The sequence below is a fragment of the Mycobacterium sp. 852002-51971_SCH5477799-a genome, from assembly GCF_001667145.1.
GTDB lineage: Bacteria > Actinomycetota > Actinomycetes > Mycobacteriales > Mycobacteriaceae > Mycobacterium.
Window position 1 is genome coordinate 13,663 of sequence record NZ_LZIF01000087.1, and the last position, 24,179, is coordinate 37,841.

The 24,179-nt window shown below is 69.9% G+C and carries 21 protein-coding genes; 8 read left to right on the plus strand and 13 right to left on the minus strand.

Going from position 1 to position 24,179, the window contains the following annotated elements; translation table 11 throughout:
- Nucleotides 1–5: 5 nt before the first annotated feature.
- On the minus strand, nucleotides 6–278 hold the full coding sequence (locus tag A5753_RS12780; protein WP_067128108.1) for a WhiB family transcriptional regulator: 273 nt from the start codon (nucleotides 276–278) through the stop codon (nucleotides 6–8).
- 404 nt (nucleotides 279–682) lie between these two features.
- Nucleotides 683–2,794, minus strand: a complete 2,112-nt coding sequence (locus tag A5753_RS12785) for an ATP-dependent DNA helicase UvrD2 (protein ID WP_197694678.1) — start codon at nucleotides 2,792–2,794, stop codon at nucleotides 683–685.
- 171 nt (nucleotides 2,795–2,965) lie between these two features.
- Here A5753_RS12785 and mrx1 point away from each other — a divergent pair, with 171 nt between their 5' ends.
- Nucleotides 2,966–3,220: a mycoredoxin Mrx1 gene (gene mrx1, locus A5753_RS12790; protein ID WP_067128113.1), complete on the plus strand. Its 255-nt coding sequence runs from the start codon at nucleotides 2,966–2,968 to the stop codon at nucleotides 3,218–3,220.
- Between the two features lie 8 nt (nucleotides 3,221–3,228).
- Here mrx1 and nudC read toward each other — a convergent pair whose 3' ends face one another.
- The 5 genes from nudC to A5753_RS12815 all read right to left on the minus strand — a co-directional run bounded on the left by nudC (nucleotide 3,229) and on the right by A5753_RS12815 (nucleotide 12,645).
- Nucleotides 3,229–4,161 carry an NAD(+) diphosphatase gene (nudC, locus tag A5753_RS12795; protein ID WP_067128116.1) on the minus strand — a complete coding sequence of 311 codons (933 nt, stop codon included), beginning with the start codon at nucleotides 4,159–4,161 and terminating at the stop codon, nucleotides 3,229–3,231.
- Nucleotides 4,161–5,231 carry a TrkA family potassium uptake protein gene (locus A5753_RS12800; protein WP_067128120.1) on the minus strand — a complete coding sequence of 357 codons (1,071 nt, stop codon included), beginning with the start codon at nucleotides 5,229–5,231 and terminating at the stop codon, nucleotides 4,161–4,163. The genes nudC and A5753_RS12800 overlap by 1 nt, the downstream gene beginning before the upstream one ends.
- A 94-nt stretch (nucleotides 5,232–5,325) precedes the next feature.
- A complete protein-coding gene (locus tag A5753_RS12805; RefSeq protein ID WP_067128123.1) occupies nucleotides 5,326–8,634 on the minus strand; it encodes an ATP-dependent DNA helicase in 3,309 nt (1,102 codons plus the stop codon).
- Nucleotides 8,631–11,768, minus strand: a complete 3,138-nt coding sequence (locus A5753_RS12810; protein WP_067128126.1) for an ATP-dependent DNA helicase — start codon at nucleotides 11,766–11,768, stop codon at nucleotides 8,631–8,633. The genes A5753_RS12805 and A5753_RS12810 overlap by 4 nt, the downstream gene beginning before the upstream one ends.
- A 34-nt stretch (nucleotides 11,769–11,802) precedes the next feature.
- Nucleotides 11,803–12,645: a DUF6159 family protein gene (locus tag A5753_RS12815; protein ID WP_067128129.1), complete on the minus strand. Its 843-nt coding sequence runs from the start codon at nucleotides 12,643–12,645 to the stop codon at nucleotides 11,803–11,805.
- Nucleotides 12,646–12,751: 106 nt separating this feature from the next.
- Between A5753_RS12815 and A5753_RS12820 the strand changes: the two genes are divergently transcribed.
- Genes A5753_RS12820 through A5753_RS12830 form a run of 3 tightly spaced genes read left to right on the plus strand, consistent with a single transcriptional unit; the run spans nucleotide 12,752 to nucleotide 14,097 of the window.
- Nucleotides 12,752–12,955, plus strand: coding sequence for a hypothetical protein (locus A5753_RS12820; RefSeq protein WP_067128472.1), 204 nt, complete (start codon nucleotides 12,752–12,754; stop codon nucleotides 12,953–12,955).
- Between the two features lie 45 nt (nucleotides 12,956–13,000).
- Nucleotides 13,001–13,786, plus strand: a complete 786-nt coding sequence (locus tag A5753_RS12825; protein ID WP_067128132.1) for an alpha/beta fold hydrolase — start codon at nucleotides 13,001–13,003, stop codon at nucleotides 13,784–13,786.
- A gap of 2 nt (nucleotides 13,787–13,788) precedes the next feature.
- A complete protein-coding gene (locus tag A5753_RS12830; protein ID WP_067128134.1) occupies nucleotides 13,789–14,097 on the plus strand; it encodes an MGMT family protein in 309 nt (102 codons plus the stop codon).
- On the opposite strand, the gene A5753_RS12835 is transcribed toward A5753_RS12830, so the two are convergent.
- From A5753_RS12835 to A5753_RS12845, 3 genes are all read right to left on the minus strand, one after another.
- Entirely contained in the window at nucleotides 14,094–14,948 is an 855-nt protein-coding gene (locus A5753_RS12835; RefSeq protein WP_067128137.1) for a TIGR02569 family protein, read from the minus strand. The genes A5753_RS12830 and A5753_RS12835 overlap by 4 nt on opposite strands.
- Before the next feature lie 35 nt (nucleotides 14,949–14,983).
- Nucleotides 14,984–16,168 (minus strand): adenylyltransferase/sulfurtransferase MoeZ, encoded by a 1,185-nt coding sequence (moeZ, locus tag A5753_RS12840; RefSeq protein ID WP_156656080.1) that lies wholly within the window; start codon nucleotides 16,166–16,168, stop codon nucleotides 14,984–14,986.
- A gap of 147 nt (nucleotides 16,169–16,315) precedes the next feature.
- Nucleotides 16,316–17,341, minus strand: a complete 1,026-nt coding sequence (locus tag A5753_RS12845; protein WP_231990069.1) for a DUF3152 domain-containing protein — start codon at nucleotides 17,339–17,341, stop codon at nucleotides 16,316–16,318.
- 198 nt (nucleotides 17,342–17,539) lie between these two features.
- Here A5753_RS12845 and A5753_RS12850 point away from each other — a divergent pair, with 198 nt between their 5' ends.
- Complete coding sequence (locus A5753_RS12850) at nucleotides 17,540–18,226, plus strand: TetR/AcrR family transcriptional regulator (protein ID WP_067128143.1); 687 nt, start codon at nucleotides 17,540–17,542, stop codon at nucleotides 18,224–18,226.
- Nucleotides 18,227–18,228: 2 nt separating this feature from the next.
- Here the strand turns inward: A5753_RS12850 and A5753_RS12855 are convergent, their stop codons facing one another.
- Nucleotides 18,229–18,483, minus strand: a complete 255-nt coding sequence (locus A5753_RS12855; protein WP_156656086.1) for a DUF3107 domain-containing protein — start codon at nucleotides 18,481–18,483, stop codon at nucleotides 18,229–18,231.
- A 219-nt stretch (nucleotides 18,484–18,702) separates the two neighbouring features.
- Between A5753_RS12855 and A5753_RS12860 the strand changes: the two genes are divergently transcribed.
- Nucleotides 18,703–19,416 (plus strand): MmpS family transport accessory protein, encoded by a 714-nt coding sequence (locus A5753_RS12860; RefSeq protein ID WP_067128149.1) that lies wholly within the window; start codon nucleotides 18,703–18,705, stop codon nucleotides 19,414–19,416.
- A gap of 15 nt (nucleotides 19,417–19,431) precedes the next feature.
- On the opposite strand, the gene A5753_RS12865 is transcribed toward A5753_RS12860, so the two are convergent.
- A complete protein-coding gene (locus tag A5753_RS12865; protein ID WP_067128152.1) occupies nucleotides 19,432–20,139 on the minus strand; it encodes a ferritin-like fold-containing protein in 708 nt (235 codons plus the stop codon).
- Nucleotides 20,140–20,419: 280 nt separating this feature from the next.
- Here A5753_RS12865 and A5753_RS12870 point away from each other — a divergent pair, with 280 nt between their 5' ends.
- Both A5753_RS12870 and A5753_RS12875 read left to right on the plus strand, forming a co-directional pair.
- Nucleotides 20,420–21,973 carry a DEAD/DEAH box helicase gene (locus tag A5753_RS12870; RefSeq protein ID WP_067128155.1) on the plus strand — a complete coding sequence of 518 codons (1,554 nt, stop codon included), beginning with the start codon at nucleotides 20,420–20,422 and terminating at the stop codon, nucleotides 21,971–21,973.
- A 16-nt stretch (nucleotides 21,974–21,989) separates the two neighbouring features.
- Nucleotides 21,990–23,213, plus strand: a complete 1,224-nt coding sequence (locus A5753_RS12875; RefSeq protein ID WP_067128158.1) for a hypothetical protein — start codon at nucleotides 21,990–21,992, stop codon at nucleotides 23,211–23,213.
- Nucleotides 23,214–23,256: 43 nt separating this feature from the next.
- On the opposite strand, the gene A5753_RS12880 is transcribed toward A5753_RS12875, so the two are convergent.
- Entirely contained in the window at nucleotides 23,257–24,060 is an 804-nt protein-coding gene (locus A5753_RS12880) for a ParA family protein (RefSeq protein ID WP_067128161.1), read from the minus strand.
- Between the last annotated feature and the right edge of the window lie 119 nt (nucleotides 24,061–24,179).

Sequence of the window (24,179 nt, forward strand, 5' to 3'; positions counted from 1 at the left end):
TCGCTCTAAGCGGCGGCCCCGTCCTGCCGGCGGCCCTTGCGCGGGCGTCCGCGCGGCCGTTTGAAGCTCAGGACCGAGCCGCGGTCGATGATTTCGCCGCCCCACACACCCCAGGGTTCGGCCCGTTCCAACGCGGCGGTCAGGCACTGCCGCCGCACCGGGCAGCCGGCGCACAGCGCCTTGGCCCGCTCGAGATCGGCCGGGGTATCGGCGAACCACAGGTCGGGATCGCCGACGTGACACGGCAGGGCTTGTCTGGGGACCGTCGGTGCCGACATGTCCTACCACCTACTTCCTGATCTGGATTGCTTTGCAGTGATCCGGACCAGGTCGAAGAGTTGCCGACCTACAACTATGGCCACGGATCCTGGTGACTTCGGGTCCGTGGCCATCTGGGAGAAAACCGGGCTGGTGCTTACCTTGCCTTCGGCGGGCTCCCGACATCTACGGACGCGTCGGTCACGGCGGCGGCGCGATGCTTACGCGCGGCCGCCGGGGCGGCGTGTGCGGCATGGAAGGTACCCGCGGCCAGGACAGGGCGGGTCGCGCGAGCCACGCCTACACCAAACGCGTCGTTGATCATCGTGGCCACCCTCCTTCTCCGTAGCGCCGAGTTGCGGTTTCGAGGGTAAACGGTCACCGCCGATGACCACAACCGATTTTTAACCAGCGGGTTTGCCGGTCAGCGCCCGCGGACCAGTTCCAACACGTCGGGGCCGTACTGTTCCAGCTTGCGGGCGCCGATGCCGGGAATCCCGATCAGCGCCTCCTCGTCGTCGGGCAGCAGCTCGGCGATGGCGATCAGCGTGTTGTCGGTGAAGACGACATAGGCGGGCACCTTCTGCTCCTTGGCGATGTCCAGCCGCCAAGCCTTGAGCCGCAGCAACAGATCCTCGTCGATGTCGGCGGCGCAGGTCTCACAGCGCCGCAGCATGATAGCTGCCGGGGTGGTCAGGTTGCTGTTGCAGATCCGGCAGCGGGTCGCGGTGGCGCGGTTACGCCGGGACTTGTTCGGCGCGGCGTCGGCCCGCGCTTGCGGCGCAATGCCGTTGAGGAACCGCGATGGCTTGCGGCTCTGGCGCCCGCCGGGGCTGCGGGCCGACGCCCAGCTGAGCGCCAAATGCATACGGGCCCTGGTGATTCCGACGTAGAGCAACCGCCGCTCCTCCTCGACCGCTTCGCTTTCGGCGCCGTGCGCCAACGCGTGCGAGATGGGCAACGTGCCGTCGGCGAGTCCGACCAGAAACACCGCGTCCCACTCAAGTCCCTTAGCCGCGTGCAGCGACGCCAGCGCGACGCCCTGCACCACCGGTGGATGCCGGGCGTCGGCCCTGGTTCGCAGTTCGGCCACCAGCCGGGGGAAGTCGAGCTGCGGTCGCTGGGCCACCTCGTCGTCGACGAGCTCGGCCAGCGCGGTCAGGGCCTCCCAGCGCTCCCGGGCCCGGGTGCCGACGGGTTCCTCGGCCGTCAGCCCCAACGGCTCCAGGATCGCGCGGACCACGGTGGGCAGGGGCTCCCGCAGGGGCTCGGCGCCGCTGCGCTCGGCGCCGCGCTGCAGCGCCAGCAGGGCCTGCTTGATCTCCTGGCGGTTGAAAAATCCCTCGCCGCCGCGAACCTGATAGGGAATCCCAGCCTCGGTCAACGCCTCCTCGTAGATCTCCGACTGAGCGTTGACCCGGTACAGCACCGCGATTTCCGACGGCGGGGTGCCGGATTCGATGAGCCGCTTGATCGACACCGCCACCGCGGCGGCCTCGGCGGGTTCGTCAGGATGCTCGTGGAACGACGGCGCCGGACCCGGCGCCCGCTGACCCACCAGGTGCAGCTTGCTGCCGGCGACCCGGCCGCGGGCCGCCGCGATCACCTGGTTGGCCAACGACACCACCTGCGGGGTGGAGCGGTAGTCGCGCTCCAGGCGCACCACCGTGGCGTCGGGGAACTGGCGGGAGAAGTCGAGCAGGAACCGCGGAGACGCCCCGGTGAACGAGTAGATGGTCTGGTTCGCGTCGCCCACCACCGTCAGGTCGTCGCGATCGCCCAGCCACGCCGTCAGCACCCGCTGCTGCAACGGCGTGACGTCCTGATATTCGTCGACGACAAAGCAGCGGTACCGGTCCCGGAACTCCTCGGCCACCGCGGCATCGTTTTCGATCGCGGCCGCGGTGTGCAGCAACAGGTCGTCGAAATCGAGCAGGGTGACGTTCTCGTCGCGGACCTTGAGCGCCTCGTAGGCGGCGTAAACGGTGGCGACGCGGGCGGCGTCCAGCGGGATGTCGCGCGCGGCGGCGGCCACCGCGGCCGGATATTCCTCCGGTCCGATCAACGACGCTTTGGCCCACTCGATCTCGCCGGCCAGGTCCCGCACGTCGACGGTGCTGGCGTTGATCTTTGCGCGGCCGGCCGCCCGGGCGACGACGGCGAACTTGCTGTCCAGCAGCTGCCAGCCCGTGTCGCCGACCACCCGCGGCCAGAAATATCGCAGCTGCCGGTGGGCGGCCGCGTGGAACGTCAGCGCCGACACCGCGCCGACGGAGGTACCTGCGTCCGCCACGGCGTCGATCGTCCGCAGCCTCGCGCGCATCTCCCCCGCTGCCCGCTGGGTGAACGTGACCGCCAGCACCTGACCGGCCGCGACGTGACCGCCGGCGACCAGCTGGGCGATCCGGTGCGTGATGGTTCGGGTCTTTCCCGTTCCGGCGCCGGCCAGCACGCAAACCGGGCCGCGGGGAGCCAGCACGGCCTCGCGCTGCTCGTCGTCCAGCCCGGCTGTCAATGGATCGGCGACCGTCGGCATGGCGTCCATCTTGGCAGCGGTCGCCGACAAACCCGGCGCATCGCCACGCCCTAATCGGCGGGACTGGCGTGTCGCCCCGGCGAGTCGCCGGATCTCATGGCGCATCCCGCCTGACGACCGGGCGGCACCCCCGGCGCGGAATGCATCGTGGTCGGGCTACGTTTACGAACTATGACCTCTGCCCCGCTCACCGTTTACACGACGTCCTGGTGCGGTTACTGCCATAGGCTCATGACGGTGCTGAAGTCCAACGGCATTCCCTACGAGGCGGTAGACATCGAACACGACGCGGCGGCCGCCGATTTCGTCAGCTCGGTCAATGGCGGAAACCGGACGGTTCCGACGGTGAAGTTCGCCGACGGGTCGACGCTGACCAACCCGAGCGCCGCCGAAGTGAAGGCGAAGCTGGCCGAGGCCGGCGCCTAGGCGCCCGGTCAGTCGATCGCGGCCCAGGATTCGATGATCACGCGGGCGATCGAAATCGACCCGGGCAGCAGCAGATTCGACTCCGACGAGCTGGACCAGTCGCCCGCCGCCAGCGCGGCACGCACCTCATCGCGCGTGAACCAGGCCGCCTCGGCGATCTCGCCGTCGTTAAACGAGAATTCTTCGACCGGGTCGGCGACGGCGTGGAAGCCGACCATCAGCGAGCGCGGGAACGGCCACGGCTGACTGCCCAGGTATCGCACGTCGCGGACGCTCAAGCCGATCTCCTCGCGAATCTCCCGAGCGACGCACACCTCGAACGATTCGCCGGCCTCGACGAATCCGGCGAGCAGCGAGAACATCCGCTCCGGCCACACCGCCTGGCGGGCCAGCACCGCGCGGTCACCGCCGTCGTGGACCAAACAGATCACCGCCGGGTCGATCCGCGGAAACTCTTCGTGACCGGTGACCGGGTTGACGCGTGCCCAGCCCGCCCGGGCCGGTCTCGTCGGCGAGCCGTCCTCGGGGCTGAAGCGGGCCTTCTCATGCCAGTTCAGCAGCGCGACGGCCGCGGACACCAGCTGACTGCTGGTGTCGTCGAAGATCGGGCCCAGGCTGCGCAGGTTCACCACTTCGGCGTGCGCGTCGGGATCGTCCGGGGCCTGCAGCGCGCCGCGAACGCCCCAGACGTGACGGCCGTCGTCGAGGCGCCCCAAGAACACGGCCTCCGACGGCGGCTTGTCGCCGATTTCGCCGGCGGCGCCGAGCACCACCCGACCGTTGGCGGCGATCACCTGATTGCGCGAATCCACCCGCAACAGCGCCGCATCGGCCCAGCCAGCGGTGGCGGCCTCGACGTCGGTGCGCAGCTGGTCGGCGCGGTCGGCACCCACCCGGGACAGCAGCGGGACGCTGCGCAGCTGAAAGTCCGCTATCGCCATCAGTGGTCGGCGTTTCGGATGTAGAGCAGTCGGTCATTGGCCTCGATGGCATCCACTTCCGGTGCGCCGATGCGCAGCAGGTGGCCGTCGCGCACCACGCCGAGCACGGTGTCCCGCAGGTGCCGCGGCGATCCGCCGACTTCGGTCTGCTCCACTTCACGCTCGGCGATGGCCAGTCCGGCGTCGGGCGTCAGCAGATCCTCGATCATCTCCACGACGCTGGGCGTGGTGGTGGCCAACCCGAGGAGCCGCCCGGCGGTGGCCGAGGACACCACCACCGAGTCCGCGCCCGACTGCTGCAGCAGGTGCTGGTTCTCGGTTTCCCGGATCGAGGCGACGATCTTGGCGGTGGGCGCGATCTCGCGCGCCGTCAGTGTCACCAGCACCGCCGTGTCGTCGCGGCTGGTGGCGACGATGATGGACGCCGCATGCTGGGCGCCGGCCAGTCGCAGCACGTCGGCTTTGGTGGCATCGCCGTGCAGCGTGACCAGGCCCGCGCTTTCGGCGTGCTCGAGCGTGCTGCGATCGGTGTCGACGACGACGACGTCTGTCTGAACGGTCTCGTCGCCCAGGATCGCTGCGACCGCCGTCTTCCCCTTCGTTCCGTAGCCGATCACGATGGTGTGGTTGCGCACTCTGCTCCTCCAACGCTGAATCTTCCACCCGTGGCGAGATCGCTCGGAAAGCACTTCGAGAGTGGTGCCCACCAACACGGCCAAAAACGCGATCCGCATCGCGGTGAAGATGAGGGTGTGCACCAGCCGCGCGGTCTCGGTGTACGGCGTGATGTCGCCGTAGCCGGTGGTCGACAGGGACACCGCGGAGAAGTACAGGCAGTCCAGGAAGGTCAGCGGCTCGTTGCGGACGTCACGGTAACCGTCGCGGTCAAGGTAGACGATGAGCGCCGCGGCGAACAGCACCACGAGTGCGATGGCCAGGCGGCGGGTGATGACGCGGATCGGACTGGCATGTTCCTCGGGGATGCGCACCACGCCGATCAGCTGGTGACCGCGCTGAGCAGTCAGGGTTTCGTCCAGACCGCTCAGCCTTCGGGACCTACCGTTGCCCACGGCGACCCGTCATCGGCTTACCTTTTGCGCACGAGACACGCACGGGTCTTATGTAACCACGGCCACAGCTCCGCCAATACTCGGGCGGCGCACGTCACACCTGGGCGCGACGGTCGCCGTCGAATCCATTCAGCAACCCCGCCACCTCGGCGTCGCTCGGCAGTTCCTCGGGGATCACGGTGGTGCGGGCACGCACGTAGTGAAAAGCGGCGCGCACCGAGGATTCCGGGACGCCGGTCAGCGCCGCCCAGGCCTGGCGGTACACGGCGAGCTGGACGGCGGCCTGCCGCTTCGCTTCCTGCCCGCGCGGAGGTTCACCGGTCTTCCAGTCCACCACCGTGGCGCCGCCGTCGGGGTCGGCGAAGACGGCGTCGATGCGTCCGCGGACCAGTGTGTCACCGATCGGCATTTCGAACGGCACCTCTACGGCCAAGGGAACCCTTGCGGCCCAGGGTGATTCGTTGAACGCATCCTGCAGCGCGGTCAATTCCGCGGCGTCGCCGGCATCGGAATCCGCCGCGCCAGGCAGATCGCCCAACTCGAACAGACATTCGGCGCCATAGAATTTCTGAACCCATGCGTGAAAGGCATTGCCCAACAACGCATGCGGCTCTGGCCGAGACGGCAACCGATGCGCCAACCGCTGCGCGGTGCCCGCCGGATCACGCGCCAGCCCGACCAGGGAGCTGACCGACAACTGGCTGGGCAGGGGCCGGGGTGCCGGCCGCGCCGACCGGGCACGCTCGGCCAACAGTGCGTCGACGTCGGCGGCCCAGCCATCCACATCGACGCCCTCCTCGGTCGTGTCGGCCAGCAGCGCCTGTCTCACCCGCGCGGCGCCGCGCTCGACGCCGTCGCGCCGGCGCGCCAGCGGGTCAGGCGGCCATACCGCTTCGATGACGTTGTCGCGTAGCGGGTTTCGTTCACCGTCAGCGGGTGTGGGTGCCCAATGCTCCACCGTTCCACACGGGTCGCCGGCCGCGGCCGAATCGTCGATCACGGCCTTGATCTCGCAGAGGAAATCCGACGGCCCGCGCGGCTTGATGCCGGTGGCCCCCCACTGGTGGCCGGACACCAGCAGGGTGTTCTCGGCGCGGGTGACGGCGACGTACAACAGGCGCCGCTCCTCGTCGACGCGCCGCTGCTCGAGCTGGCGGCGGTGCTCGGAGATCTTGTCCGACAGCTGCTTTCGGTTGGTGACGTCCGAGGTGTCCATTACCGGTATGCCCAGCGTCCCCGCGGCCGCGCGATCACCGCGCAGCAGTGGCGGCAGTTCCGCGGCGTCGGTGAGCCAGGTGCTCTTCGACGCCGTCGACGGGAAAGTGCCGCCGGACAGGTGGGCCACCGCGACGACCTGCCATTCCAGCCCCTTCGCGGAGTGCACGGTGAGCACTTGGACGCGGTCGTGCGCGACTGTCAATGGCGCTGGTGCCAAACCGTTCTCGACCGCCTCGGCGACGTCCAGGAAGGCCAGCAGGCCGGCCACCGACGTGGACCCAAACCCGTCCGCCGGCCCGATCGCGGGGTCGGTGCGTTCGGCGTAGCCGGCGACGACGTCGGCGAACGCATCCAGGTGCTCGGTGCCGGCCCAGCCGGCGCCGACCCCCGCCGCGGCCCGGGCTTCGCAGTCAATGCCCAGCACACGGCGCACCTCGGCCACCAGATCGGGCAACGGGTGGCCCAGGTGGGCACGCAGGGCACTCAGTTCGGCGGCCAGCGCGGTGATGCGCTGATAGCCCGAAGTCGAATATGCCGCGGCCGCACCGGGATCGGCGATCGCGTCGGCCAGACATACGGTATCGGCGTCGGGGTCTGCCGCCCGCGCGATCGACTCGGGTGAGGACGCTTCCGGCGCGGCCCCGCCAAGCGCACGCGCGCGCTGCCACAGCGCCGCGAGGTCGCGGGCACCGAGGCGCCAGCGTGACCCGGTGAGCACCCGCATCGCCGCCGCGCCGGCCGTCGGATCGGCGACCAGTCGCAGCATGGCCACCAGCTCGGCGACCTCAGGGATGGCCAGCAGCCCGGCCAGCCCGACGACCTCGACGGGGATGCCGCGGGCGCGCAAGGCGTCGGCGATGGGCGCGGCATCGGCGTTGCGGCGCACCAACACCGCGGCCGTCGGCGGCCCGAGGCCGTCCTCGCGGGCCCGCCGGTACTGGGCGTCGAGATGGTCGGCGATCCACTCCCGCTCGGCCGTCACGTCGGGCAGCAATGCGCAGCGGACGGTGCCGGGCGGGGCATCCGGGCGCGGGCGCAGCGCGTGCACGGCCACCGATCGCCGGCGCGCCTCCGCCGAGACGGCGTTGGCCACCCGCAGGGTCCGCGGCGGATTGCGCCAGCTGGTGCGCAACTCGCACATCGGCGCGGGGGTGCCGTCGGATCGGGGAAAGTCGGTGGTGAACCGCGGCAGGTTGGTCGCCGAAGCGCCACGCCAACCGTAGATCGACTGAATCGGGTCGCCGACGGCGGTGAGCGCCAGCCCGTCGTCTACCCCGCCGCCGAATAGTGCTGAGAGAGCGATGCGTTGGGCGTGGCCGGTGTCCTGATACTCGTCGAGCAGTACGACCCGGTAGCGGTTACGCAGCTCCTCGCCGACCTGTGGGAACGTCGCCGCCAGCCTGGCCGCCGAGGCCATCTGCATCCCGAAGTCCATCGCCTTGGTGGCGCGCATGCGGTCGTTGAGCGCGTCGAGCAGTGGCACCAGTTCGGTGCGCTCGGTCTGGGTGGCCAGCAGCCGCAGCAGCCATTGGCTGGGGCCGCGGTCCCGTTGGTAGGGACCGGCGGGCAGTGAGTGGATGAGCCGCTCCAGCTCCACGTGGGTGTCGCGCAGCTGGCCGGTGTCCACCAGGTGTTCGTTCAGTTGTCCCCACAGCCGCAGCACCATCGAGGTGACGGCCGCTGGCGTCTTGTCGGTCCGCAGTTCCCCGGGGTACGTGTTCACCACGTCGAAAGCCAGCTGCCACAACTCGGTTTCGCCGAGCAGCCGGGTGTCCGGTTCGACGGGCAGCAGCAGCCCGTAGTCACGCAGCAACGAACCCGCGAAGGCGTGGTAGGTGCTGACCGTCGGCGCGGCACCGTTGTCGACGGCCGAATCGCCGGCGGCGCTCGGCGCGTCCAGGCCGACACCGGCCAGCCGGGCCAGCCGGGACCGGACGCGGCGCAGCAGCTGGCCGGCGGCCTTGCGGGTAAACGTCAATCCGAGCACCTGACCGGGTGCGGCGTAACCGTTGGCGACCAGCCACACCACCCGCGCGGCCATGGTCTCGGTTTTGCCGGCGCCGGCCCCGGCAATGACCACGAGCGGCCCCGGCGGCGCGGCGATGACGGCAGCCTGCTCGGCGGTGGGCGGGAAAAGCCCTAACGCGCCGGCCAATTCGGCGGGGCTGTAGCGCGGCGGGGTCACTGCTGGGACCCGTCGGCGTGGGCCGGGCAGTTAGGCCGGATGGGGCAGTGCGTGCAGCCGTCGTTGCGGCGTGCGATGAACTGCGGGCCGGACGTCGCGCCGGCCGCACGCGCGATGATCCCGCGCCATTCCTCTCCGGCGGCGGTGGTCAGCGGATCCTGTTCTCGTTCGGCCACTCCGGACGCTCCGGTCTTGCCGAGGTACACCAGCCGCGCGCCCCCGGGCTCGGCATTGTCGGTACCGTTGCCGACCAGTCCCTCGGCCACCGCCAGCTGATACATCGCCAACTGGGCGTGTTGTTGCGCATCGTCCTTGCTGACCGGTGTCTTGCCGGTTTTGATGTCGACGATCACCAGCCGCCCGGCGGCATCGCGCACCAGCCGGTCGACCCGGCCACGCAGCCGCACCTCGCCGCCGTCTTCGGTCGCCACGGTCCCGTCGATCTCGACCTCGACGCCGATCTCGGTCAGTGCGCCCCTGGTCTGGGCCCGCCACTCGATGAACGCCTCCAGCATGGCGCGGTGCCGAGCCAGCTCGTTGGCCGAATGCCATTGTGCGGCAATGGGCAAATGCTTCCAGGTGCGGTCCAGCTCGGCCAGCAATTCCGATTCGCTCTTGTTCGGTTCGGCGATCAGGGCGTGCATCACCGACCCGATCGCCGAGCGCACGTCGCGCGGGTCTGATCCGCCGTGCCGCTCGGCGAGCCAGCGCAGCGGGCAGTCATTGAGCGTCTGCAGGGTCGAGGGCGTCAAGGTGACCACGTCGCCGCCGTCGCGCAGCGGTTCGCTGGTGCTGATCGGGGCCAAACCGTGCCAACCGGCCGGGTCGGCGCCGGGCACGCCGGCTTTGGCCAGCCGGGCCAATTGGGTTGCCGCGCAGTCGCGGGTGCGCTCGTCGACCGCCCCTTCGGGCGCACACACGACGCCGCGCAGCCGGCCCACCACCGCGGCCGCGGACAACACCCGCGGCGCCGAAACCGGTGGCACGCCGGCGCTATCGGCTTCGTCGTCGGCCCATTGCGCGATCTCGGTGAAGAACACCGACGGCAGCGCCGCCTCCAGACCGGCCCCGCCGGTGTCGCTGTCGACGGCCGTCACCAGGAGCCGGCATCGGGACCGGCCCATCGCCGCCACCAGCAGCCGGCGCTCCTCGGCCAGCAGCGGCGCCCGCACCGAGGCGTCAGCGCCGACCCCGTCCAGCACGTCCAGCAGCCGCTGGGTCGCCAGCACGCCGCCACGCGGAACGGTGTTGGGCCACAAGCCATCCTGCAATCCGGCGATGACCACGAAATCCCATTCGTGGCCCAGCGCGGCGTGCGCGCTGAGCACCCTGACCTGCTCGGCCGGGGTGATCGGCTCGGGGGTGCTGCTCGGCAGCGCCAGTGCGGCGATGTGCTCGACCAGACCGCGCAACGACGCACCCGAGGTGCGCGACACATAGTCGTCGGTGACCTCGAACAACGCGGTCACCGACTCGAGGTTTCGGGTGGCCTGCGCCGCGGCGGGGCCGCCGCGCTCGCTCACCGACAGCCAGCGGCGCTGCAGCCCGGACCGGTGCCAGGCGGCCCACAGGGTGTAGCGGGGGTCGTCACCGGCGCGGTGCGAGCGCGCCGCCGCGTCCAGCACCGCGCGGACCTTGCGCAGCGGGGCGAATTGCGGCCCCGGCGGCGTCGCCTCAGCGGACAGCGCCTCGACCAACAGGTCGGCGAAATCTCCCGGGGGGCGAATGGGATTGACGCGCTGCAGTGTTCGGCGCAGCCGGCGCATCGACACCGGATCGACACGACCGATGGGGCCGGTCAGCAACGCCAGCGCCTGCTGGCCGTCGAGGCCGTCGGCGGTGGCCAGCAGCACTGTGAGCAGTGCCCGCGCGGCCGGCTCCTCGGACAACGGGCCCGGCACCGCGGGTGCGGCCACCGGCACCCCGGCGGCGGCCAGCGCACGCGGCAGTCGCGCGCCGGCCCGCGGCACCGATCGGACGATGACCGCCATCTGCGACCAGGGCACGCCGTCGATCAGGTGTGCGCGCCGCAGCGCGTCGGCGATGGTTGCCGCCTCGGCATGTGCCGACGCGGCCAGACGCACCGTGACGGATCCCTCCCCCGCACCGGCGCCGTCGATCCGCCGGCCGCTGCTGCCGCCGGGCAACCGGCCGGCGATACCGCTGACCGCGCGCGCCACGGCGGGAGCGCAGCGGTGCGACGCCGTCAGCGTCACCGATGGTGCGTCGCCGCCGAGCAACCCCGCGGGTTCGCCGCCCCGGAAGCCGAACACCGCCTGATTAGGATCCCCGGCGATCAGCACCAATTCGGCGCCCGCGCCGAGCACCCGAACCAGGCGCGCGGCCTGCGGGTCGAGTTGTTGGGCGTCGTCGACCAGCAACACGCGGATCCGGCCACGTTCGGCCGACAACAATTCGGGATCGACGGCGAACGCTTCCAGTGCGGCGCCGACCAATTCGGCGGCACCCAGCGCTGGTGTGGTCGCCTCCGGCGCGGCGGTGCCCACCGCCGCGCGCAGCAGCATGACCTGCTCGTACTGGCGCGCGAACTGGCCTGCGGCGCTCCATTCCGGCCGCCGGCAACGACGGCCCAGCCGCTCCAGCTCATGGGGATCCACGCCGCGTTCGGCGCAGCGGGCCAACAGGTTTCGAAGCTCGGCCGCAAAGCCGGCGGTGCTCAGCGCGGGTCGCAGCTGGGCCGGCCACGCCGTCGCGGCACGCTCCCCATCCTCGAGGTCTCCGGCCAGCAATTCCCGGATGATGGCGTCCTGCTCGGCGCTGGTGACCAGCCGCGGGGGCGCCTCGCCGGCGCGTTCGGCGGCGCGCCGCAAGACCGCGTACGCATACCCGTGCACGGTCCGCACCAGCGGCTCGCTGACGGCGGCCCTGCCACGGTTGCCGGCCCGCGAGCGCAGCAGCGCCGTCGTCAACGCGCTGCGCGCGGCCATCCCGATCCGGCCCGAACCCGTAAGCAGCAGAACAGATTCCGGTGGGACACCAGCGTCGATCTGGGCGACTGCGGCGTCGATCAGCAGGCTGCTCTTGCCGGTGCCGGGCCCACCGAGAATTCGCAGCAGGCCGCGCGCGCCGGAGTCTAAGACGGTGCGCGCTTCGGCATCCCACGTGTAGGCCATGACGGCATGACATCACGAGGGTCCGACAGGTCCGCTAGCGCGCGACGAACGCGGCCTGCAGCAGCCGGGGGTCGAATCCGCCGACCGTCTCGCCGGTGACCGCGTATTGGTACACCGCGACCCGAAAGATCTGGCTGAGCGCGCTCGAGACGAACGAGATCACAACGGCGCACATGAATGTAGCGGCAAGCACGGCGAGGCCGAGCGGCGCGAGACGAGCCGCGATCAGCGCGATGCCACCCACCACGCCGCCAATCACGACGACCAGGGCGACCAGGAACGTCAGCACCCCGATGGTGGCCGCCCCGGCCGCGCTCTCGCCCCAGCGCGCCTTGATGGTGTCCACCGAGCGCCGCAGTGACCGAAATGGCCCGGTCCCTTCGAGCGCTATCGCCGGTACGACGAAAAACGTTGCGACGGCCCACGCCGCGCCGACCAGGTCCGCGACGAGCTTGCCCAAATTCGGTAGGCGCTCCTCGACCGCCTTGAGGACCAGCCCGACCGTCGTCGCCACCAGCGTCCACCCCAGGATCGGAACGAGCCGGCGCGCCGCCGCGCTGACGCCCTCGGCGACCCTGGTGTCCTCGCCACGCATCGAGCGCACCACGCAGGCGGCCAGCGCCACATTGAAGAAGATGGCGATGAACGTGGACGCGTATGCCGTCGCCGCGCCCGCGATGTAGTAGACGGGATCCTGGTTGTCCACCTGATGACCCTGGAACACCCCGCGCACCAGCAACGTCGGCGCCCAGATCGCGATCGTGGCCAGGGTGGCGAAAAGGGTGGACAAGATCGGGAAGAAGACGAGCGAGCGGTCCTTCTTCAGGACCTCCCAGCTCTGCTTCGACAGCGCCCAGCCGCGCCTGATTCTGCCCATGAGCGCTCCCGTTGGGTAATCGAGGAAGATCGAGCGGTTCAGCGTACCCGGCCGGCACCTACCCTGGAGCGCGAGCGACCAAGACCGGAAGGAGGGGTTGAAGACCATGCACGACGACGAACGCGGCTTTCCCATCGACGAGGCGCCGGAGGGCGATGCGGTGGAACAACTGCGGCCCGCGGATTCCGACGACGAGACCGGTCTGGACATCGACTACGTGGCCGCCGGGGACCGGGAAGCCAACGAGGCCGATGTGATCGAGCAGGCCTACATCGTCTCCACCGAGGACGATCGGGATGACGACCGGTGAGGACCGCCCGCCGCCTTCGATAGTGGCGGCTGGCACCATCGACGCGTGACCGCAAAGTTGCATGTGCACCGCTACGGCCCGTCCGGTCCAGCACAGGCTCTGGCGTTGCACGGGTTGACCGGCCACGGCCAGCGCTGGCGGCATCTGTCCGGCTTTCTGCCCGGGATCGGCATGGCCGCACCGGATCTGGTCGGCCACGGCCGGTCGTCGTGGGCCGCGCCGTGGACCATCGACGCCAACGTCGCGGCGCTGGCCGCGGTGCTCGACGAGCAGCCCGACACGCCCGTGGTGGTCGTGGGCCACTCGTTCGGCGGTGGGCTGGCGATGCACCTGGCCGCCGTCCGCCCGGATCGGGTGGCGGGGCTGCTGCTGCTCGATCCGGCGGTCGGGCTGGACGGCGGCTGGATGCGCGAGATCGCCGAGGGGATGCTGTCCTCGCCCGACTATCCGAACGCCGCGCAAGCGCGCATGGAAAAGGTGCACGGCTCCTGGTCTGACGTGGAACCCAACCTGCTCGACGTCGAGATCGACGAGCATCTGATCACGCTGCCCGGCGGGCGCTACGGCTGGCGGGTCAGCCTGCCGGCGATGATGTCGTACTGGAGCGAGCTGGCCCGCGAGGCCGTGCTGCCGCCGGCGAAGACGCCGACCGTCCTGGTGCGAGCCAAGCGGACCACCCCGCCCTATGTCACCGACGAACTGATCGACGGCTTGGCCCAGCGGTTGGGATCGGATTTCCGGCTGCTGGATTTCGACTGCAACCACATGGTGCCCTACGCCAAGCCCGACGAAGTCGCGGCGCTGACCCGCGAGCTGTTGGAAGCGCGCTGAGCGTGGCGCCGGTGACCGACGAACAGGTCGAGCGGGTGCGTGCACTGGTCGCCGCCATCCCGTCCGGGCGGGTCGTCACTTACGGCGACATCGCCACTGTCGCAGGCCTTTCCAGCCCCCGCATCGTCGGCTGGGTCATGCGGACGGATTCCTCGGACCTGCCCTGGCACCGGGTGATCACCGCCTCCGGGCGCCCCGCACGCCACCTGACGACCCGGCAGCTGGAATTGCTGCGCGCCGAAGGCGTGCTGGCGACCGACGGCAGAATCGCGCTGCACGAGGTTCGCCACAAGTTTCCGGACGGGCGCTAGAGCACCAGCCGGACCAGCGCCGCGGTGCGCGCCAGGCCGGGGAACGCCTCGGCGGTGGACCGCGGGTGCAGCGCGTGGACCGCGAGGCGAAACATCAACGCCCGCAACAACATCTGCGGCCACTCCGGCAGGGCGTTCCAACGCTCGATCAGGCCGTCGTCGGCCTCTCCCCAAGACAGCGCGTCGATGACAACCACGCCGGCCGCCCACGAGGCGGGCCGCCAGTACGGGGTGATGTCGGTTATTCCCGGTGCGGCGGTGCCGACGAAAAGCACTGTGCCGTAAAGGTCTCCGTGGACCAGCTGGTTGGGGCTCTTGGTCGGCTTGCGCAAGGTGGCGAGTTGGTTGATCAGCTCCACCGAGCGCTCGGCGTCCGCCATCGGCGGGGCCACCCTCGCACCCGGGGGCACCGAGGCCAACGGCCGTTCCTCCCAGGCCGCACGGTCGGCGGCGATGAAGATGTCGACGTCGCCCCACGGCGCGGCGGGCCCCTGGGTCAGAAAGCGGGGGCGGTCCAGTTTGCCCGTCGCCTCGTGCAGGCGCACCGCGGCGGAGACGACTTCGTCATGGCGGGGCTCCGGCGCCCCGGCCACGAAGGTGTCCGCCCGCCACCCGGAAACGACGTAGCGCCCGTCGGTGGAACGAACCGGCCGGGCCAGCCGGACGCCGTCGACGAACAGGGTTTCGCGGACCCGGGCGGACCAGGCCGCGCGCGCGTTGTCGGCCACCAGCGACAACACCACTTCGCCGCACCGGAAGCCGCCCTCCCAACTGGCACCCAAGTAGACGGGTTTCACGGCGGCCAAGCCGAACGCCGACAGCACATGATCCGGCGGTGGCTCGACTGTCACACCGGTACTCTAACGAGTCCAACAGGCCATACAGGTCAGTACATGACCATGTCGGGTTGCATCTGCTGCGCCCATGCCACGATCCCGCCCTGCAAATGCACCGCATCGGCGAATCCGGCCTCGCGCAGCACCGCCAGCGCCTGGGCCGAGCGCACCCCCGTTTTGCAGTACAGCACCGGTAGGCGGTCCCGCGGCAGCTTTGCCAGACCCTCACCGGAATTGATCGACGACTGCGGAATGAGCTGGGCCCCTTCGATGTGCACGATGTCGAACTCCACCGGCTCGCGCACGTCGATCAGGGCCAGCTTCCTGCCGGAATCCAGCCAGTCGCGCAACTCTTGCGGGGTGATGGTCGGCCCGTCGGCGCGGGCCGGGGACTCGGGCGCGACACCGCACAACCGCTCGTAGTCGACGAGCTCGGTGATCTTCGGCCGGGACGCGTCCGACGGGTCGCGGCGGATCGCGATGGTGCGGTACGTCATGTCCAGCGCGTCATAGATCATCAACCGGCCCAGCAGAGAGTCGCCGATCCCGGTGATGAGTTTGATCACTTCGGTGCTCATCACCGAGGCGATGGAGGCGCAGACGATGCCCAGCACCCCGCCCTCGGTGCAGGAGGGGACGGACCCGGCCGGCGGGGGCTCGGGGTAGAGGTCGCGATAGTTCAGTCCGCGTCCGTCCGGCGCGTCCTCCCAGCACACCGAGACCTGACCCTCGAAGCGGTAGATCGACCCCCACACGTAGGGCTTCTTCGCCAGCACCGCGGCGTCGTTGACCAGATACCGGGTCGCGAAGTTGTCGGTGCCGTCCACGATCAGGTCGTAGGAGCCGAACAGCTCGACCGCGTTGGTCGAGTCCAGGCGGAATTCGTGCAGTCGCACGTTGACGAGCGGGTTGATGGCGGCGATGGACTCGCGCGCCGACTGGGTCTTGGACCGTCCGACGTCGGCCACCCCGTGAATGATCTGACGATGCAGGTTCGATTCGTCGACCACATCGAAATCGACGATGCCGATCGTGCCCACGCCGGCCGCCGCCAGGTAGAGCAACGTCGGCGCACCGAGCCCGCCCGCGCCGATCACCAGCACCCGGGCGTTCTTGAGCCGCTTCTGCCCTTCGATGCCCAAGCCAGGAATGATCAGGTGACGGCTGTAGCGGGCCACCTCGTCGCCACTGAGGTGAGCTGCGGGCGCCACCAAAGGCGGCAGCGGCGTTGACACTGCGAACATCTCCTCGGTTGGCCAAGCGGAAAGCGTCTACCCCCATCACAGCAGCCCGCCGACAGAGCGGCAACGCGCATCGGAGGGGACAAGGCCGATCGCCCGCCTTCTCCTCACGCCACCTGCGCGGCGGGCATCGGCGGCGGGCTATGCGATCGGGTACGGCCAGGGATTGAACCGGCAGATCTTCCCGTCGGCCTTGACGACGTCGGGGTCGAACTGGGCGGCGTCGTTGTTCGACGTGGAGAACGTCTGCTGCATCATCACCGGGGCCAAGGCGCCCTGCTGCTCACACGGCTCGTGATGCAGGTAACCGATGGCGTGGCCGACCTCGTGGTTGATCACGTACTGGCGGTAGGACCCGACGTCCCCCTCGAACGGCACGGCTCCCCGGATCCAGCGGGCCTCGTTGATGAACACCCGCGCCTCGCGGTTGGCGCCGAAAACCGGGTTGTAGCAAGAGGTTTCGAGCCGGAACTCGTAACCGCACCCCTCGCGCACCGTCACGGGCGACACCAACGAGATCCGAAAATCGGGTTTGCCGTTGTCGATCCGGATGAACGCGAACTGCGGGTTGTGCGTCCAACCCTTCGGGTTGCCCAGCGTCTGGTCGACCATCTGGGCGAAGGCGTCGTCGCCGCCGAACATGGTCGGGTCGATGCCGTTCTCCACTTCGACGGTGTACCTGAACACCTTTGCGGTGCCCTGGCCGATCTGTGGCGTGGCGCCCGGCACGACGTGCCACGTCTTGTCGCCCGCTTCGGTGAACGGGCCGCCGTCGGGCAGGGTCCCGGCCGGCAGGTTGGCGTCGAACGCGGCGAGCCCACGCGGCGGGGCGTCGATGATCGTCGTGCCCACCGCGCCGATCGCCGGCGGACTCTGGATGGGCTGGCTGGCCGTCGGCTTCGGCGCGCCGGTACCGGTCACCGTCTGATACATGACCACCGCGGTGAGCACCACCAGGACGGGCAGGGCGTACGCGCGCCACCCATAGGTGGAGACGAACCGCCCCAGCCAGGTTTGTTTGCGCCATTGTCGCGGCCGCTCACGGTCGGCCCGCGCCCGCCCGGCCTCCCGCGCGAGCGGGTCACGCAGCGCCCGCAGCGGCTCTCGCCACTCGTCGCGTAACACCGGCACGCGGCCCGTGCTGCGCGGCGGCCGGGGGGAGGTCATTTCCCCAGGATTACACAGCGTCGGACCCGCGCCGTCCGTGGCGCGCCCGAATCCGCCGTCCGACACCGCTTCTGCCTGCGGCGACGAGCGCGATTACGGTCGCATCGACCCGTCGGGTAGTAAGGTACCTTCCACGGGCTGCGAGCGGCTGACTCCGCGTTACCAGGGACCGGCCGCCGATAATCAGATGAGGAATCGATGAGCGAACTCGCCAAGGTGCCGGCGCGCCGCGCCGTCCGATCGGCTGACCGCGGTCGGCCGGCAGACGGAGCCGCGGTCTCGAACCGGCGAGGCAACCGGTTGCCCCGCGACGAGCGGCGTGGCCAATTGCTCATCGTGGCCAGCGACGTGTTCGTCGACCGCGGCTACCACGCGGCCGGTATGGACGAGATCGCCGATCGCGCCGGAGTCAGCAAACCCGTTCTGTATCAACACTTTTCGAGCAAGCTTGAGCTGTACCTGGCGGTGCTGGCGCGGCACGTGCACAACTTGGTCTCGGGCGTTCAGAACGCGCTGAGCACCACCACCGACAACCGGCGCCGGCTGCACTCCGCGGTGCAGGCGTTCTTCGATTTCATCGAGCACGACAGCCAGGGCTACCGGCTCATCTTCGAGAACGACTACGTCACCGAACCCGAGGTGGCCGCCCAGGTTCGCGTCGCCACCGAATCCTGCATCGACGCGGTATTCGCGTTGATCAGCGAGGATTCCGGACTGGACCCGCACCGGGCCCGGATGATCGCCGTTGGTCTGGTCGGCATCAGCGTCGACTGCGCGAGGTATTGGCTGGACTCCGACCGCCCGATCTCCAAGGCGGACGCCGTCGACGGCACCGTCCAGTTCGCCTGGGGCGGGCTGTCACACGTGCCGCTTACCCGCTCCTGATTTCACTTGCCGGCGTGCTTGCCGGATTCGGCGCTGATCCCGAAGCCCACCCGGCGCGCGTCAGCGACGCCGATCTCGACGTAGGCGATTCTGGTGGTGTGAATCAGGAAGCGGCGGCCCCGCTCGTCGCTCAGGCGCAGCAGCCCTGACCCGTCGCTCAGGGCGGCGCTGACCAGTTCTTCGACCTCGGCGGGCGTCTGGGTGCTAGCGAGGACCAGCTCGCGCGGACTATCCGTGATACCGATCTTGACCTCCACGGTCACCCCTTCCATGGGTCTTGCAGCCTTGCGCAGGTATTGAAGTGCCGGCCCTGTCAGCAGCAGGCTAGTGGACGCCGCTGAACCTCACCTCGCCGCGTCCCCACACTTCGCGGTCAGCGAAACCTTGGTCGCAGCCCGGTAACGATTCGCTTGCAGGTTGTCTCGGGCACCCGCGCGATACCCGATCCGTGCTTTCACATGGCTAACTTCGGCACCATGGGTACCACGTGGGCGCACCTTGACGACAGGATCCGGGATTACCCCGAGGACGAGCTTGACGACGCCGTCGAAACCGATCCGCATCTGGACGCCGACCACAACTGGACGGGCTGGCCGGCCGATTCACGCTGGCGCCCCGCCACGGCAGTGCTGGGCGCGGTGGTCGCCCTGGGCGCCATCGCCACCGCGGTCATCATCAACAGCGGCGACAGCGCGTCAACCAAGGCCACGGTGGGTGCGCCGGCTCCCCGCCCGGTGACCTCGGCACCCGCGACGACCGAAGCATCCGCGCCGCCCAGCGCCGCCCCCCGGCCGACCCAGTTACCGCCCGAAACCGTCACGACGGTCACCACACCCAGCGCCGCGCCCATCGTGCCGCCTGCGGTGGCGGCGCCCACCGTCGCGCCCCCGCTCGCGGCGGCGCCACCTTCGGCAGCGCTGAACCCGCGCACCATCCTGTACAGCGTGACCGGAACCAAGCAGCTGCTGGACCTGGTCAACATCGTCTACACCGACGCGCGGGGCGTGCCGCAGACCGAATTCAACGTGTCGCTGCCGTGGTCCAAGGTGGTGGTGCTGAACCCCGGCGTAGAGACCGAATCCGTCGTCGCGACCAGCTTCTACGGTCGGCTCAACTGCTCGGTCTTCAACGCCGCCGGACAGCGGATCATCGCGTCCACCATCTCGAACATGGCGACCTGCGCCGGCTAAGCCCGGCTGCGAGCCTCAGCTCAGGCCCAGTTCGTGCATGCGTCGTTCGTGCGTCTGCTGCATCCGGTCGAAGAACGCGTTGAGCTGGCCCAGCCCGCCCGCGCCCGACATCACCAGGTCGACGAGCTCGTCGTGGTCGGCCAGCAGGTACTGGGCCTGGGTGATCGCTTCGCCGAACAGCCGGCGTGACCACAGCGCCAGCCGGCTGCGTTGCTTGCCGCTGGACGTCACCGCGGCGCGCACCTCGGCGACGACGAACTGGGAGTGCCCGGTTTCCGACAGGGTCGCGCGAACCACGTCGGCAACCTCGTCGGGCAGCCCATGCGCGATCTCGAGGTACAGATCGGCCGCGAGGGCGTCGCCCACATAGGTCTTCACCAGGGCCTCGAGCCACGTGCTGGGCATCGTCAGCCGGTGGTAGTTCTCGAGCGCCGAGACGTACTTGGACATCGCCGACACCACGTCGACGCCGCGGCTTTCCAGCGCGTCGCGCAGCTGCTCGTAGTGCTGCATCTCCGCAGCGGCCATGCTCGCCATCGAGATCCGTCCGCGCAGGTCAGGGGCCATGCGCGCCTCGTCCGTAAGCCGGTAGAACGCGGCGATCTCGCCGTAGGCCAGGACCGCGAACAGCTCGTTGACACCCGGGTGATCGGCCGACAGCCGCGGGGCGGGCGAATCGTCGATTTGGTCGGCGGCAGCGGGCTGGCAGGAGGGCCGGGTCATGGCAACACTGTAGTCGGCTGACGTGGCGCAAAATGGGAGCCAGCTGTCGACCAGCTATCATGTAGGTAGATGGCGGCGTATTGATGCCGTATTTGTTTTGTCAAGCCGCTATCGGCGAAATGTGCGTGCACAGCTGGCCCGCCCTAACTGGGCCATCCCAGACTGGGCCAGGGCCGGCGACTCGGCGACGAAATCGGAGTCGGAACTCGTGCGCGCGTGACCGCGAATAGAGAAACGCCGACACACACCGATACGTCACCGAGAGGCTACCTACCCACGCATGACCGCACTCACCAGCACAACTGAACTGACCTTTGCGCAACTCGGCGTCCGCGACGAAATCGTGCGCGCGCTCGCCGAAAAGGGGATTGAAACCCCGTTTGCCATCCAAGAACTGACCCTGCCGATGGCGCTCGCGGGCGACGACCTGATCGGCCAGGCCCGCACCGGTATGGGCAAGACGTTCGCCTTCGGCGTGCCGCTGCTGGAGCGCATCACGGCCGGCACCGCCGCGCGGCCGCTCAACGGCACACCGCGGGCGCTGATCGTCGTGCCGACCCGCGAGCTGTGCCTGCAGGTCACCGATGACCTGACGCTGGCGGCCAAGCACCTGACCGCCCAGAAGGGCGAGACAGGCCAAGAACGGGCACTATCGGTGGTCCCCATTTACGGCGGACGCCCCTACGAGCCGCAAATCGAGGCGCTGCGCGCCGGGGCCGACGTCGTGGTGGGCACCCCCGGCCGACTGCTCGACCTGAGCCAACAGAACCACCTGCAACTGGGTGGGCTGTCGGTGCTGGTGCTCGACGAGGCCGACGAGATGCTCGACCTGGGCTTCCTGCCCGACATCGAACGCATCCTGCGTCAAATCCCGACCGACCGGCAATCCATGCTGTTCTCGGCGACCATGCCGGACCCGATCATCACGCTGGCGCGCACCTTCATGAACCAGCCCACCCACATCCGGGCGGAAGCGCCGCACTCGGCGGCCACCCACGACACCACCGTCCAATACGTCTACCGGGCCCACGCCCTGGACAAGGTGGAGCTGGTGAGCCGGGTGCTGCAGGCCGAGGGCCGCGGCGCGACGATGATCTTCACCCGCACCAAGCGCACCGCCCAGAAGGTGGCCGACGAGCTGGCCGAGCGCGGCTTCGCGGTGGGCGCGGTGCACGGCGACCTGGGCCAGGCGGCCCGCGAGAAGGCGCTCAAGGCCTTTCGCACCGGCGAGGTCGACGTGCTGGTCGCCACCGACGTCGCCGCCCGCGGCATCGACATCGACGACATCACCCACGTCATCAACTATCAGATCCCCGAGGACGAGCAGGCCTACGTGCACCGCATCGGCCGTACCGGCCGCGCAGGCAAGACCGGTATCGCGGTCACCCTGGTGGACTGGGACGAGCTACCCCGCTGGTCACTGATCGACAAGGCGCTGGGGCTGGACTGCCCCGAGCCCGCCGAGACCTACTCCAATTCGCCGCACCTCCACGCCGAGATGGGCATCCCCGCCGAGACCACCGGCGCGGTGGGCGCGGCCCGCAAGCCGCAAGGCCAGCGCCGCAGCAGTGACCGGGACGGCAAGAAACCGGAGCAGAAGTCGGAGAGGCCCGCGCGCCGCTCCGGCACCCGCCGGCGCACCCGGGGCGGCCAGCCCGTCACGGCGCACCCGTCGGGCAACGGGGCCGCCAGCAGCAACGGCGAGGCCACCGCGGAAACCGCGGCCGCCTCGCCCCCGGGCAACGCGGGCTCTACCCGGCGTCGGCGCCGGCGTCGCAAGCCCGCCGAAGGGCAGGCCGCCGCGGCTAGCGCCGCCACCACGCAGAGCAACTAGCCCCCCGGGCCGCCGGATGGTCAGACCCGAGCGCCGGACCAAGGCCGACATCGTCGCCGCCGCGGCCATCGCGATCGTCGTCGCCGCAGTCGCGGCGTTGGTCTGGTGGAGCAGCGACGCCCGCGCCACCATCAGCAGGCCCGCGGCCTTTCCCGCCCCCAATCCGGCCCCGGCCCGCCAGGTGCCCGCCGACCTGAAGCAGCTGTGGAGCGCTGCCAGTCCGGCCACCACCGCCCCGGTGGTAGCCGGCGGGGAGGTGATCACCGCCGCGGGCCGCCAGATCGACGGGCGCGATCCCGATACGGGCCAGCCTCGCTGGAGCTACGCCCGCGATGCCGACCTGTGCGGGGTCACCTGGCTGTATCGCTACGCCGTCGGCGTCTACCGCGACGATCGCGGCTGCGGCCAGGTGAGCACGCTGGACGGCGCCACCGGTCGCCGCGGGCCTGCCCGCAGCGGTTACGCCGACCCTCGGGTGCGGCTCTCCTCCGACGGCATGACGGTGTTGTCGGTCGGCGACACCCGACTGGAGCTGTGGCGTTCGGACATGGTCCGGATGCTGGCCTACGGCGAGACCGACGCCCGGGTGAAACCGTCGACGCGCGGACTGCACTCCGGATGCAAGCTGATCTCGGCCGCGGCCAGCTCGCAGGCGGTGTCGGTGCTGGAGAGCTGCGCGAATCAAGCCGACCTGCGGTTGGTGCTGCTGCGTCCGGGCAAAGACGACGATGAACCACAGCAACACATCGTGGCCGAACCGGGAATCGCGCCGGATTCGGGCGCCCGGGTCCTGACCGTCGCGGAGAACACCACCGCGGTCTACCTGCCCGCGCCGCAGCCCCGCGTCGACGTGATCGACCAAACCGGCGCCACCGTGTCGAGCACCCCCCTGCCCAAGCCGCCGTCGCGCTCGGCGACGGTCTCGCACCCCGGCAGCCTGATCACCTGGTGGACGGGCGATTCGCTGATGGTCTTCGACACGAACACATTGGCGCTGCGCTACACCATCGCCGCGGGTGACAAGACGCCGTTGGGCCCGGGGGTGATGATGGCGGGCCGGCTGCTGGTGCCTCTCACCGACGCGATCGGGGTCTACGATCCGCTCGGCGGCGCCAACGAACGGTACATCCCGGTGGACCGGTCGACGAGCGCGCCGCCGGCCGGGAAACCGGTTTTCCCGGCCGTGATCGGGTCCCGGGTGCTGGAACAGCGCGGTGACACCCTGGTCGCGCTCGGCTAGCTACCCCAGACGGTGGCCGGCTCCGCGGCGCTTGCGATCGCGACTAAACCTCGACGGCGAACGTCGGCAGCGGCTTGCCACTCTTCCAATGCTTGAGCAACGCCACCGCCAGATCGCCGTAGGCCACCGCGCCCTTGTTCTTGCGCCCGGCCATCACCGATGAGCCCGAGGCGCTGGCCTCGGCGAATCGCACCGTGCGAGGAATCGGCGGCGCCAGCACCGGCAGGTCGTACCGGTCGGCGACGTCGGCCAGGACGTCGCGGGTGTGGGTGGTGCGCGAGTCGTACAGCGTCGGCAGGGCGCCGAGCAGTCGCAGCTCCGGGTTGGTGATCTGCTGGACGTCGGCGACGGTGCGCAGGAACTGGCCGACCCCGCGGTGCGCGAGGGTTTCGCACTGCAGCGGCACCATTACCTCGTCCGCGGCCGTCAGCCCGTTGAGGGTGAGCACGCCCAGCGACGGCGGGCAGTCAATGATCACCACGTCGAATTGGTCGCCGAGTTTGGCCAACGCGCGCTTGAGCGCGTATTCGCGGCCGGCCCGCATCAACAGCATCGCTTCGGCGCCGGCCAGGTCGATGTTGGCCGGCAGCAGCGTCATTCCCTCCGCGGTCTCGACCAGCGCGGCGTTGGGCTCGACGTCGCCGAGCAGCACCTCGTGCACGGAGACCGGTAGCTTGTCCGGGTCTTGGCCCAGCGAGAAGGTCAGGCAGCCCTGCGGATCGAGGTCGACCAGCAGCACCCGTTTGTTCTCGTCCACCATCGCCGCACCCAGCGACGCGACCGTGGTCGTCTTGGCGACACCACCCTTCTGGTTGGCCACCGCCAGTACCCGGGTCTTTGCAGCCATAGGCGCGGCTCTCCCCTCTGCGTAATCCCCATGCGCTCAACAACGCCCATCCTGACACGTTCGCCCGCCCCGCGCTGCGGCCTGAGCAACCACCGCGAGTCGTCCGGCAGAATCATTCG